Here is a 12,558-nt window from a genome sequence, read left to right as displayed (position 1 = left end):
ACACTCCGTCGCGCGTCCGCTTCACACCGTGAACGCGGAGAAGCGGACGCGCGCGGTGTCGGTGCCCTCGTACGTCACGTACACCTGCACGGCGTGGGCCGCCACCTCCGGATCGGAGTGCTCCATGGCGAAGTCCAGCTCCAGACAGAGATCCGCGTCGTCGAAGCAGTACTCGGTGTCCGGCTCGGGTGCGTACGGATAGGTGTCCGCCAGCCAGTCCCGCACCTGAGCGCGGGGCATCCGGAACTCGGCGCTGTAGTGCGTGTCCTGCCAGGCCATGACCTCGCACGCGCCGACCTGCTGCGCGCCCTGCGGCAGCCGGGCCCCGCCGAAGGCCAGCGCCTCGGCACAGGGCACCTCCTCGGGGCCGCCGCCCAGGAAGTCGTCCGACACCGCGGCGGACACCACCATCCAGCCGAAGAGACCCAGGATCAGCACCGGCACCGCGGCGAGCGCCGCCACCAGGCCCCACCGGCTCCGCCCCCGCCGACCGTCGTTCATGAAACCCACCCCTGTACGGGCCTCCCCCCGACCGGCCAGATCATGCCGGCCGATCGCCGACAGGACCCTTCGGGACTTGCCACCCCCCTCCCCGCATGGGGGAGGATGGCGGAATCCGTACGAAGGGAAATTCACGGTGACCATCGACCCGTCCTCGATTCCGAACTTCGGGGGCAAGCCCCAGCCGCAGCCCCAAGGACCGGCGGGCCCCGTCGTCCCGGATCAGGACCTTGTGAAGCAGCTCCTCGACCAGATGGAGCTGAAGTACGTCGTCGACGAAGAGGGTGACCTCGCGGCGCCGTGGGAGCAGTTCCGTACGTACTTCATGTTCCGCGGCGAGGGTGACCAGCAGGTCTTCTCGGTGCGGACGTTCTACGACCGCCCCCACCCGATCGACGAGAAGCCGCAGCTGCTGGAGTCCATCGACGACTGGAACCGGCGGACCCTGTGGCCGAAGGTCTACAGCCACACCCACGACGACGGCACCGTCCGCCTCATCGGCGAGGCCCAGATGCTGATCGGCACCGGCGTCAACCTGGAATTCTTCGTCTCCTCGACGGTCAGCTGGGTGCGCGCGGCCATCGAGTTCGACCGCTGGCTGGTCGAGCAGCTCGGCCTGGAGAAGGAGATCAACGACGCGGACAAGCCCGAGGACGAGGAGTAGTCGGGCCGCACGAGAGCCCGGTCAGGGCACCGACCCCCGCGGTCGGGTGCTCCGGCCGGGCTCTCGCCGTACCTAGGGCCTGTTGCGAAAGTCCCGCCTGCCCTCCGGGCGGACGACGGGACTTTCGCAACAGGCCCTAGGCCCTCACGCCTCACCCGGCGAGCGTCTTCAGCCGCTTCACTGCCTCCTGAAGCACCGCCCGCTGCTTGCAGAACGCGAACCGCACGAAGGGCGCGCCCGCCTCCCGGTGGTCGTAGAAGACGGCGTTCGGGATCGCGACGACGCCCGCGCGCTCCGGCAGGGCGCGGCAGAAGGCGATGCCGTCGCTCTCGCCGAGGGGGCGGATGTCGGTGGTGATGAAGTAGGTGCCGGCCGGTTCGAAGACCGTGAAGCCCGCCTCCGCCAGGCCCGCCGCCAGCAGATCACGCTTGGCCAGCATGTCGTCGCGGAACGCGGTGAAGTACGACTCCGGCAGCGCGAGGGCCTCCGCGACCGCGTACTGGAACGGCCCCGACGCCACATACGTCAGGTACTGCTTCGCCGACCGCACCGCCGTCACCAGACCCGGCGCGGAGGTGACCCAGCCGACCTTCCAGCCGGTGAACGAGAACGTCTTGCCGGCCGACCCGATCGTCACCGTCCGCTCCCGCATGCCCGGGAAGGTGGCCAGCGGCACATGCTCGGCGTCGTCGAAGACCAGATGCTCGTACACCTCGTCGGTCACCACCAGCAGATCCCGCTCGACGGTCAGCTCGGCGATCGCGGTCAGCTCCGCGCGCGTGAGCACCGTGCCGGTCGGGTTGTGCGGGGTGTTGATCAGCAGCAGGCGGGTGCGGTCGGTGACGGCGGCGCGCAGTTCGTCGAGGTCGAGGCGGAACGTGCCTTCGTGCGGACGCAGGGTGACCGGCACCCGGGTGCCGCCCGCCATCGCGATGGACGCCGCGTACGAGTCGTAGTACGGCTCGAAGGCGATCACCTCGTCCCCGGGCTCGACCAGCGCCAGCAGCGCGGCGGCGATCGCCTCGGTGGCGCCGGCGGTGACCAGGACCTCGGTGCCGGGGTCGTAGGACAGCCCGTAGCGACGCTCCTGGTGCGCGGCGACGGCGGTGCGCAGCTCGGGGATGCCCGGGCCGGGCGGGTACTGGTTGCCACGGCCCTCGCGCAGGGCCCGTACGGCCGCCTCCCGGACCTCCTCGGGGCCGTCGGTGTCGGGGAAACCCTGGCCCAGATTGATCGAGCCGGTGCTCAGGGCCAGCGCGGACATCTCGGCGAAGATCGTCGTCCCGAACTCCGCGAGACGGCGGTTGAGGAAGGGGCGCGCGGTGGAGGTCATGGCGGTCATCCTGCGCCCAAGCTCTGGACTTCCTCAACTCTGCTTTGGCTCGCGCGGCGGGCGGGCATCCCCTCGGCACGCAAGCGAACGAGGCGCCCACGGGGGGCCGCTTCGGGGGGAAACGGAAGGAGGGTGACGCCATGGTCATCGGCATCATCCTGGCGCTCTTGACGGCCTTGGTGCTCGTCGCGGGCATCGGGGCCATCGCGGGCCTGCGTAACGCCGGCGGCCGGGCCCGTCGGCGCAGCCGTTCGCACGGCGGCCGGGTCCGTCGGGGCAGCGGTGCGTCCGGCAGTGGCGGCAACAGCTGGTGGGCGGGCGGGGGCGACTCCGGGGGCGGGCACTCCTGCGGGGGTGGCTCGTCCTGCGGAGGCGGCGGCGGTGGATGCGGGGGAGGCAGCTGACACGGGGCAGCTGAGCTCCTTGAAGGGGGAACCGCATCTCTGCCGCACGGCGCCCGCCGGGACTCCGGTCCGGGCGGGCGCCGTGGTGTGCGCCGGTCGCGCGCCGTTCGCGCTCCCTCCGGCGTGCGCCGGGCTCGCTCGGGCGTACGCCGTGGTTGAACAGTTGAACTGATAAGCCCTCTGAGGGATGGAAGCCCCACGAAGTTGGGTAAAAACGCTGTGGCGTCGCCGCAGTTCATGATTCCCTCTAAACCACCAACGCGGCCCTCGGACGTCCTGCGGACCCCGCCACCGACCGGGCACCTGACAGGGCCGCCGGGCCGATCTCCCGGTGCCGACCGGGGCGCGCCGGACCCACACCGCCTTTCTTTGCGTGCTAGCGGAGCCGATCCATGCTCACGACCCTGAACACCTCCTACACCGACACGCGCGCGGCCGACCTCGCCTGGGCGCTGGGCCGTGAACCACTGCCCGCCCTTGCCACCCTCGATCTCGAACTGGCCGGGGCAAAGCTCCAGTTGCGCCTGCTCGGCGCGTCCCACCAGGTGCTCCTGGAGGAAGAGCGGAGCAGCTGCTCGGAGACCGTGGCGTGCATTCCCGGCAGCAGCACACCCCTGCCACTCGGCGTCGCCAAGCGGGTGGGCGACTGGGAGTACGAGTTCGCCGCCCGCGTCGAGGCACTGTCACCCGGCTCCTTCGCGGGCCGCGCCCAGGAGTTGCTGGCCCTCGTCTCCGACCACCCGCACGGCCTGGTCGGCGTCTTCCCCGGCAGCCCGCACGCCTTCACGGCCCTGCTCGCCCAACGCCACGAGGGCCAGGTGCACTGGCGCACGTGGCACGCGTACCCGCAGGACGGCCAGTTGGTCGCGACGCGGACACGGGTGGGGGTGCGGGGGCCGGTGAGCCATCAACGCCGGGCGTCTTCCATAGGTCCGTCCGGTGATTGAGGACGAGACCGTTCACGCCGAAAGCGGGGGCTGGGGGTGTGCAACCCCCAGCGACGCCCACCCAAACGCCCCGAGCCCCGACAACACCGGGTTCCACACGTGTGGGTGACGAAGCGTGCCAGACCTGTGACGTAACGTCGCAGTCGTGATCGACCCGCACGCGCCAGCCCCACCCGGCACCTCGCCCCCCTGGCGCGCCCCCGCTCGGATCCCCGTGCGGCAGGCAACCGGACGGTACCTGGTCCTCGCGGGCGTCTTCGTCTGCGCGGCCTGCGGACTGGTGTACGAACTCGAACTCGTCGCCCTGGCCTCCTACTTGATTGGCGACTCGGTCACCCAGACCTCCGTCGTGCTGTCCGTCATGGTCTTCGCGATGGGCATCGGCTCGCTCGCCGCCAAGCGGCTGCGCCGCCAGGCCGCCGCCGCCTTCGGCGCCGTCGAGGCGACCCTCGCCCTGGTCGGCGGGTGCAGCGCCATGGTCCTCTACGCCGTCTTCGCCTGGACCGGCGACTGGGGCGGCCTGTGGGCCGACGGCCCGCGCTGGCTGCTGGTCGCCTTCTCCCTCGCCATCGGCCTGCTGATCGGCGCGGAGATCCCGCTGCTGATGGAGCTGATCCAACGCATCCGCCGACAGGACGCGGGCGGCGCGGTGGCCGACCTGTTCGCGGCGGACTACGTCGGCGCCCTGGTCGGCGGCCTCGCCTTCCCCTTCCTCCTGCTGCCGTTCCTGGGCCAGTTGACCGGCGCCCTGCTCACCGGCGCCGTCAACGTCGTCGCCGGCGGCTGCCTGGTGCTCGGCCTGTTCCGGCGCGACCTGACGTGCCGCGCCCGCTGGCTGCTGCTCATCGCGAACGTCGCCGTCCTCGGCATCCTGGCCTCGGCCGCCGTCCTGGTCGACGACTTCGAACGCGCCGCCCGCCACGCCGTCTACGGCAGGGACGTACGCGTGGCCCTGCAGACGGACGTCCAGGAGATCGTCCTGACCGGCGGCACCGACGGCCGCTCCCTCGACCTCTTCATCGACGGCCGGCTCCGCGTCAGCGGCCGCGACGAACGCCGGTACCACGAAGCGCTGGTGCGTCCCGCGATGAACGGCACGCACGCGCGCGTACTCATCCTCGGCGGCGGGGACGGCCTGGCCGCGCGCGAGGTACTGCGGCATCCGGACGTACGGCATCTCGACATCGTCGAACTCGACCCGGCGGTCGTGGAGCTGGCGGGCCGGGACCCCGCGCTGGCCGACCTCAACGACCACGCGTACGACGATCCGCGCGTCCACGTCACCACGGCGGACGCCTTCCGCTGGCTGCGGGGCGCGCCGGCGGCGGCGTACGACGTGGTGATCGCGGACCTGCCCGACCCGGGCATCACGGCCAGCACCAAGCTGTACTCCCAGGAGTTCTACGGCCTCGCCCGGCGCACCCTGACGGACGGCGGCCGCCTGTCCGTGCACGCAGGACCGTTCCGCTCCCGCCTGCGCGTCTTCTGGACGGTCGAGACGACGATCCGTGCGGCGGGCCTGCACACGGCCCCGTACCGGGTGTCGTCCGGCCACGACTCCGCGTTCACCGCCGACCGCACTCCCCAGGACTGGGGCTTCGTGCTGGCCGCGCAGGACGGCACACCGCCCTTGGACGCGACCGGCCACACCCTGACGGCCCGGAGGACGGGGTTGCCGCCGTCGACGTTGGTGCATCCGAGGTATTGAGCCGTGCAGCGGGGGCCCGGGGCGGCAGCCCCCGGAGGGCCGACCGCAACGCCGGGCACGTTTCTGTCGAGGGAAGCGTGCTTCCGGCCAGCCACGGGTAGGCTCCGTCGGCATGGAGCATGAGGTGTTCGTTCCGGTTTCCCCCGACCGGTTGAGCGCGGCGCTGGCCGACCCCGAGCGGGTCGCCCGGGCGGTTCCCGGGCTCCAGCAGGAGGCGGGGGCCGAGCCCGTCGCCGGGCGGCTCAAGGTGCGGATCGGCAGTCACTCCATCACCTACCGCGGCACCCTGCGCATCGCCGCACAGGACAACGGTTCGTACGCCGTCGAGGGCGACGCCACCGAGACCCGCGGCGCCGGCTCGGTCAAGTTCGCGCTCACTGTCCGCCTCCGCGACCACGACGGCGGCACCACGCTCACCGTCCAGGGCACCGCATCGGCCGACGGCCGCATCACCGAGCAGCCCGCCGAAACGGTCCACTCGGCCGTGATCCGCCTGGTCAACCGCACGGCGGAGAACCTTGCCGCCGTCGCCGCGGAGCCCGCAGCGCCCCCGCCGCCCCCCGAAGAACAGCCCGCCGTCCGCGACACCGAGGTCCCGCCCCCCGCCCTCGCCCCCACCGCCGACGAACCCGACCGCGTCGACGAGGCCGCCGAAGAGCCACCCGTCGCCCAGGACTTCGCCGAGGCCGCCGAGCCCCCCGCCGAAGCCGCGCACGCGCGCCGCACGATGATCGGCCGCAGCGCGGAGGAGGTCGACCACGCCCCGCCCCGCGGCCGCTACGCCCCCGTCCCGGCCCCGCAGACGATCGTGCAGAACCCCGCCCTGCGCTGGGCGGCTCCGGCGGCGGCGCTGGTGGTGGCGACGGCGATCGTCCTGGGCCGCGCCCTGCGCCGCCGCCGCTAGGGCCTGCCCGGCCCGGCACATGCCCGTCTGCCCGCGACGCCTGCACGCACGCTCGAACCGGCTTCGCCCGCCCCGCGGCCGCTACGAGCCCGTCGGCCCCGCAGACGATCGCGCAGAACCCCGCCTTGCGCTGGGCGGCTCCGGCGGCGGCGCTGGTGGTGGCGACGGCGATCGTCCTGGGCCGCGCCCTGCGCCGCCGCCGCTAGGGCCTGCCGGGCACATGCCCGTCTGCCCGCGGCCCCTGGCACGCACGCTCGAACCGGTTTCGCCCGCAGCGCGGCCGCTACCGCCCCCGTCCGGCCCCGCAGACCGTCGCGCAGAACCCCCGCCCTGCGCCGCCGCTAGGGGCCTGCCCGATACATGCCCGTCTGCCCCCCGCTAGGGCCTGCCCGGCACATGCTCGTCTGCCCGCGGACCCTGGCACGCATCCTCGAACCGGCTTCGCCCGGCTCGTGCGGGGCGCACCCATCGCCGCCGCGGAGTCCGCCCTCCGCACGGACGACGGGCGTGTGTCGGACAGGCGCCGCCCACCGCGACCGGACATGCCCTCTTGATCCCCCCAGTAGGGTCGTCCCGTGAGTAACGAACCCATCACGCTGACCGCGGGCGACGCGGAAGTGACCGTGCGGCCGGACAACGGCGGCCGTGTCGCGGGGCTCCGCGTCGGCGGCACCGAAATCCTCCGCCAGGGCGACCGCTTCGGCTGTTTCCCGATGGTCCCCTGGTGCGGCCGGATGCGCGAGGGCCGGTTCCGCAACGGCGCCGTCCAGCACCAGCTGCCGCTCAACGCCCCGCCGCACGCCATCCACGGCACCGCCCGCGACGGCGCCTGGAACACCGCCCGCGTCACGGCCGACGAGGCGGTCCTGACGTACGACCTGGTGGACCCCTGGCCCTACTCCGGCCGCGTCACCCACGCGATCGGCCTCACGCCGGACGCCCTGACGCTGACCATGGCCGTCGAGACGTACGACGACTCCTTCCCGGCGCAGATCGGCTGGCACCCGTGGTTCAACCGGAACCTCGGCGGGGCCGACGTACAGCTCGGCTTCAGCCCCGCCTGGCAGGAGGAGCGCGGCGACGACCACCTCCCCACCGGCAACCGCCTCGACCCCAAGCCCGGCCCCTGGGACGACTGCTTCGGCATGCCCGGCGGCGTCGACGTCACCCTCACCTGGCCGGAACGGCTGGAGCTGAAGGTCACCAGCCCCGAGGAGTGGGTCGTGGTGTACGACGAGCAGGAGGCCGCCGTCTGCGTCGAGCCGCAGACCGGGCCGCCCAACGGGCTGAACACCCTCCCGCGCCTGGTCACGCCGCTGGAGCCGCTGGAGGCCACGACGACCTGGAGCTGGAGGCGGCTCTAAGCTGGTCGGCATGACGGACGTACGCGCGGCGCTGCTGCAGCAGATCAAGGACAAGGCCGTGGTGCACGGCAAGGTGACCCTCTCCTCGGGTCTGGAGGCGGACTACTACGTCGACCTGCGCCGCATCACCCTCGACGGCGAGGCCGCCCCGCTGGTCGGCCAGGTGCTGCTGGACCTGACCGCCGACCTGGACTTCGACGCCGTCGGCGGCCTCACCATGGGCGCCGATCCGGTCGCCGCCGCGATGCTGCACGCCGCCGCCGCGCGGGGCCGCAAGCTGGACGCGTTCGTCGTACGCAAGGCCGCGAAGGCGCACGGCCTGCAGCGGCGGGTGGAGGGCCCGGACATCGCGGGACGCCGCGTGCTGGTCGTCGAGGACACCTCCACCACCGGCGGCTCCCCGCTCACCGCCGTCGAGGCGGTGCGCGAGGCCGGCGCCGAGGTGGTGGCCGTCGCCACGATCGTCGACCGGGCGACCGGCGCCGCCGAGAAGATCCAGGAGGGCGCCGGGGTGCCGTACCTGTACGCGTACGCGAAGGACGAGCTCGGTCTGGACTGAGCGCCGCCTCTTAGAGCATCACGGTTCGTCTGGGAAGATGGGGCCGACGATGACGTCGCACCCCAGGTCTAGGTCAGGGCCGTAAGTACGCAGAACGCCAACCCGCACATACAAGGAGCGGACAGATGCCCATCGCAACCCCCGAGGTCTACAACGAGATGCTCGACCGGGCGAAGGCAGGCAAGTTCGCCTACCCGGCCATCAACGTCACCTCGTCCCAGACCCTGCACGCGGCTCTGCGCGGCTTCGCCGAGGCCGAGAGCGACGGCATCATCCAGATCTCGACGGGCGGCGCCGAGTTCCTGGGCGGCCAGCACAACAAGGACATGGTCACCGGCGCGGTCGCCCTGGCCGAGTTCGCGCACGTCGTCGCCAAGAAGTACGACGTGACGGTCGCCCTGCACACCGACCACTGCCCCAAGGACAAGCTCGACGGGTACGTCCGTCCGCTGATCGCGGTCTCCGAGGAGCGCGTCGCCCGCGGCGAGAACCCGCTCTTCCAGTCCCACATGTGGGACGGCTCCGCCGAGACCCTGGCCGACAACCTGGCCATCGGCCAGGAGCTGCTCGCCCGCGCCGCCGCCGCGAAGATCATCCTTGAGGTGGAGATCACGCCGACCGGTGGCGAGGAGGACGGCGTCACCCACGAGATCAACGACAAGCTGTACACCACGGTCGACGACGCGATCCGCACCGCTGAGGCGCTGGGCCTGGGCGAGAAGGGCCGCTACCTGCTGGCCGCGTCCTTCGGCAACGTGCACGGCGTGTACAAGCCGGGCAACGTCGTGCTGCGTCCCGAGCTGCTGAAGGAGCTCAACGAGGGCGTCGCCGCCAAGTACGGCCGCCCGGCCGACAGCAAGCCGTTCGACTTCGTCTTCCACGGCGGCTCCGGCTCCACGGCGGAGGAGATCCTCACCGCGCTGGAGAACGGCGTCGTCAAGATGAACATCGACACGGACACCCAGTACGCCTTCACGCGCCCGGTCGCCGACCACATGTTCAAGAACTACGACGGCGTCCTGAAGGTCGACGGCGAGGTCGGCTCCAAGAAGACCTACGACCCGCGGACCTGGGGCAAGCTGGCCGAGGCGAGCATGGCCACGCGCGTCGTCGAGGCCTGCCAGCACCTGCGGTCGGCCGGTACGAAGCTCAAGTAGTACCCCGATTTCATCGGCCGGGCCCGGCGCACAGCGCCGGGCCCGCTGTATACCTGAGGGCATGCCTGATGTCCGGCTGGCCTCGCCCCAGGGCAAGTGGATCCTGTTCACCACGGTGCTCGGCTCCAGCATGGCCATGCTGGACTCTACCGTCGTCAACGTCGCCCTGCCCCGCATCGGCCGCGACCTGGACGCCGAGCTGTCGGCCCTCCAGTGGACGGTCAACGCCTACATGCTCACGCTGGCCGGGCTGATCCTGCTCGGCGGCTCGCTGGGCGACACCTACGGCCGCCGGAAGATCTTCGTCGTGGGTGTGGTGTGGTTCGCGGTGGCCTCGCTGCTGTGCGGGCTCGCGCCGAACGCGGGGATGCTGATCGCGGCCCGGGCGCTGCAGGGGATCGGCGGCGCGCTGCTCACACCGGGTTCGCTGGCGTTGATCCAGGCCTCCTTCCATCCCGACGACCGGGGGCGGGCGGTCGGCCTGTGGTCGGGCTTCGGCGGCATCGGGGCGGCGGTGGGGCCGTTTGTCGGCGGCTGGCTGGTGGACGGCCCCGGCTGGCGCTGGGTCTTCCTCCTCAACGTCCCGCTCGCCCTGGTGTGCATCCCGGTGGCCCTGCGGCACGTCCCCGAGTCGGCCGACGGCCGCAAGCACGGCCGCTTCGACGTGCTCGGCGCGACACTGGGCGCCCTGGCGCTGGCCCTGGTGACGTACGCCCTGATCGAGGCCACGGAGGGCACTCTCGTGGTCGCCCTGACGGCGATCGCGGGCGTGGCGGCGGGCATCGCCTTCGTGTACGTCGAGAAGCGCCGCCCGGACCCGATGATGCCGCTGGACATCTTCGCGTCGCGCCAGTTCACGGCGGTCAACGTGGTCACCCTGTGCGTGTACGCGGCCTTCGGCGGCTTCTTCTTCCTCGCCGTGATCCAGCTCCAGGTGGTCTCCGGCTACTCGGCCCTGGCCGCCGGTACGGCCCTGCTGCCGACCACGGCCCTGATGCTGCTGTTCTCGGCCCGCTCCGGCGAACTGGGCGACCGGATCGGCCCCCGCATCCCGCTCACCGTCGGCCCGCTGCTGTGCGCGGCGGGCATGCTGCTGATGCTGCGGGTGGGGCCGGACGCCGCGTACCTGCCGGACGTGCTCCCGGCCCTGCTGGTGCTGGGCCTGGGCATGGTCACCCTGGTGGCCCCGCTCACCGCCACCGTCCTGGCCTCCGTGGACCCGTCCCGGGCCGGTCTGGCGAGCGGCGTCAACAACGCGGCGGCGCGGGCGGCGGGCCTGATGGCGGTCGCCGCGCTGCCCCTGGTCGCCGGGATGGGCCCGGAGGCGTACCTCAGGCCGGAGGCCTTCGACGCGGCGTTCGGCCGGGCGATGGTGGTCTGCGCGGTCGTCCTGGTCGCCGGGGCGGCGCTCGCCTACGCGTTCGTACGCCGGCCGGCTCCGGGCTGTGAGCGGCCCGAGTGCCGTACGCACGGAAACGTGGTCTCGCCGCCGCTGGAGCGGCCGGGGCGGCCGGGGCGGCGGGGGCGCGGGACGGCGGGGCGTAGAGCGCGGGGCGGCGCGGATAAGCGACTGTGACTGCTCTCGTTCTGCCGTGATGCACCAGACTGGGACACATGACGATTCACGAGAACCTCCTCGGGGGACCGCCCCCGACCCACCTCCCCGACGACCCGGAGCCGCGTGAGCTGCTCGCGAACGGGTCCGCGCCCGCCGAGGTCGCGGCGAAGTACCCGACGTCCTCGCTGGCCTGGGCCCAGCTGGCCGACGAGGCGTTCGAACGGGGCAGCGTCGTGGAGTCGTACGCCTACGCCCGTACGGGCTACCACCGCGGCCTGGACGCCCTGCGCCGCAACGGCTGGAAGGGCCACGGGCCCGTGCCCTGGGAGCACGAGCCGAACCGCGGCTTCCTGCGCGCCCTGCACGGACTCGCCCGGGCGGCGGGTGCGATCGGTGAGCAGGAGGAGTACGAGCGCTGTACGCAGTTCCTGAAGGACTCCTCGCCGACGGCGGCGCAGACGCTGGGTTAGTCCTGTCTTCTTCGCGGGCCCGTCTGTGATCAGGCGGGCCTTGCGATGTTCCGGGGCATACCTGAGGATGCGGGGTGGGGACCGGGGCCCCCGTGTCGGTAACGGCAGGGGCGGACCGCTACCCGGAGTTACAACAGGAGACAGCGATGTCCCAAGAGGCTCAACTGACGCACGAGCCCGAGACCCCGCATCTCGATTTCGATGGCACGACGCCGTACGAGGACTACGTCAAGGCGGATGTGCTCACCCACCTCCAGCACACCCTCTCCGACGATCCCGGAGAGATGGTCTTCCTGGTCACGACCCAGGTGATGGAGCTGTGGTTCACCGTCGTCGTCCATGAGTGGGAGACCGCCGCGAAGGCGCTCCGCGAGGACGACGTGCCAGTGGCGGTCGCGGCGCTGAAGCGTTCCGTCCGCGAGCTGGAGGCGCTGAACGCCTCCTGGAAGCCGCTCGGACAGCTGACGCCGGCCCAGTTCAACTCGTATCGCTCCGCCCTGGGCGAGGGCTCCGGCTTCCAGTCGGCGATGTACCGGCGGATGGAGTTCCTGCTCGGCGAGAAGTCCGCCTCGATGCTGGTCCCGCACCGGGGCGCGCCCCGGGTGCACGCCGAGCTGGAGAAGGCGCTGCACGAGCCGAGCCTCTACGACGAGGTGCTGCGGCTGCTCGCGCGGCGCGGGCACGCCGTGCCGGAGTCCGTGCTGCGGCGTGACGTGTCGCAGCGGTACGAGGCGTCCGACGAGGTCGAGGCGGTGTGGGCCGCCCTCTACGCCGACGACCAGAACGCCGAACTCGTCCGTCTCGGCGAGGCGTTGACCGATGTCGCGGAGCTGGTGTGGCGCTGGCGCAACGACCACCTGGTCGCCACCCGCCGCGCGATGGGCGCCAAGCCCGGCACGGGCGGCTCCGCCGGGGTGGCCTGGCTGGAGAAGCGGGCCCGGAAGAACGTGTTCCCCGAGCTGTGGACGGCGCGGTCGCATGTCTGAACA

The 12,558-nt window shown here is 72.2% G+C and carries 13 protein-coding genes; 11 read left to right on the top strand and 2 right to left on the bottom strand.

The genetic code is table 11. The annotated features are described in order from the left end of the window. Positions 1–21: 21 nt before the first annotated feature. On the bottom strand, positions 22–501 hold the full coding sequence (locus HJD23_RS18680; protein ID WP_171109772.1) for a hypothetical protein: 480 nt from the start codon (positions 499–501) through the stop codon (positions 22–24). A gap of 136 nt (positions 502–637) precedes the next feature. Here HJD23_RS18680 and HJD23_RS18675 point away from each other — a divergent pair, with 136 nt between their 5' ends. Then, a complete protein-coding gene (locus HJD23_RS18675; RefSeq protein WP_141310925.1) occupies positions 638–1,165 on the top strand; it encodes a YbjN domain-containing protein in 528 nt (175 codons plus the stop codon). Between the two features lie 151 nt (positions 1,166–1,316). On the opposite strand, the gene HJD23_RS18670 is transcribed toward HJD23_RS18675, so the two are convergent. Beyond that, the gene (locus tag HJD23_RS18670) at positions 1,317–2,507 is read right to left on the bottom strand and encodes a pyridoxal phosphate-dependent aminotransferase (RefSeq protein WP_171109771.1); all 1,191 of its coding nucleotides are present in this window, start codon (positions 2,505–2,507) and stop codon (positions 1,317–1,319) included. A gap of 131 nt (positions 2,508–2,638) precedes the next feature. Between HJD23_RS18670 and HJD23_RS18665 the strand changes: the two genes are divergently transcribed. The 10 genes from HJD23_RS18665 to HJD23_RS18620 all read left to right on the top strand — a co-directional run bounded on the left by HJD23_RS18665 (position 2,639) and on the right by HJD23_RS18620 (position 12,555). After that, the gene (locus tag HJD23_RS18665) at positions 2,639–2,902 is read left to right on the top strand and encodes a hypothetical protein (RefSeq protein ID WP_171109770.1); all 264 of its coding nucleotides are present in this window, start codon (positions 2,639–2,641) and stop codon (positions 2,900–2,902) included. Positions 2,903–3,294: 392 nt separating this feature from the next. After that, complete coding sequence (locus HJD23_RS18660; RefSeq protein ID WP_171109769.1) at positions 3,295–3,849, top strand: DUF2617 family protein; 555 nt, start codon at positions 3,295–3,297, stop codon at positions 3,847–3,849. Positions 3,850–3,994: 145 nt separating this feature from the next. Beyond that, positions 3,995–5,557 carry a polyamine aminopropyltransferase gene (locus HJD23_RS18655; RefSeq protein WP_171109768.1) on the top strand — a complete coding sequence of 521 codons (1,563 nt, stop codon included), beginning with the start codon at positions 3,995–3,997 and terminating at the stop codon, positions 5,555–5,557. A 112-nt stretch (positions 5,558–5,669) separates the two neighbouring features. After that, positions 5,670–6,461, top strand: a complete 792-nt coding sequence (locus HJD23_RS18650; RefSeq protein ID WP_171134043.1) for an SRPBCC domain-containing protein — start codon at positions 5,670–5,672, stop codon at positions 6,459–6,461. A gap of 575 nt (positions 6,462–7,036) precedes the next feature. Beyond that, complete coding sequence (locus tag HJD23_RS18645) at positions 7,037–7,825, top strand: aldose 1-epimerase (RefSeq protein WP_171109767.1); 789 nt, start codon at positions 7,037–7,039, stop codon at positions 7,823–7,825. Between the two features lie 10 nt (positions 7,826–7,835). After that, positions 7,836–8,384: an orotate phosphoribosyltransferase gene (gene pyrE / locus HJD23_RS18640; protein WP_171109766.1), complete on the top strand. Its 549-nt coding sequence runs from the start codon at positions 7,836–7,838 to the stop codon at positions 8,382–8,384. A 125-nt stretch (positions 8,385–8,509) separates the two neighbouring features. Beyond that, the gene (gene fbaA / locus HJD23_RS18635) at positions 8,510–9,541 is read left to right on the top strand and encodes a class II fructose-bisphosphate aldolase (protein WP_171109765.1); all 1,032 of its coding nucleotides are present in this window, start codon (positions 8,510–8,512) and stop codon (positions 9,539–9,541) included. Between the two features lie 61 nt (positions 9,542–9,602). Continuing rightward, complete coding sequence (locus HJD23_RS18630) at positions 9,603–11,117, top strand: MFS transporter (protein ID WP_171109764.1); 1,515 nt, start codon at positions 9,603–9,605, stop codon at positions 11,115–11,117. Between the two features lie 38 nt (positions 11,118–11,155). Continuing rightward, complete coding sequence (locus HJD23_RS18625) at positions 11,156–11,569, top strand: DUF3151 domain-containing protein (RefSeq protein WP_171109763.1); 414 nt, start codon at positions 11,156–11,158, stop codon at positions 11,567–11,569. Between the two features lie 146 nt (positions 11,570–11,715). Then, positions 11,716–12,555 (top strand): tryptophan 2,3-dioxygenase family protein, encoded by an 840-nt coding sequence (locus tag HJD23_RS18620; RefSeq protein WP_171109762.1) that lies wholly within the window; start codon positions 11,716–11,718, stop codon positions 12,553–12,555. The last annotated feature ends 3 nt before the right edge of the window (positions 12,556–12,558 follow it).

This window comes from Streptomyces sp. Z423-1 (assembly GCF_013009255.1).
In the GTDB taxonomy this organism is placed as follows: Bacteria; Actinomycetota; Actinomycetes; order Streptomycetales; family Streptomycetaceae; genus Streptomyces; species Streptomyces gossypiisoli.
The sequence above is the reverse complement of the archived record's forward strand: the minus strand, read 5'-3'. Positions and strand labels throughout refer to the sequence as shown.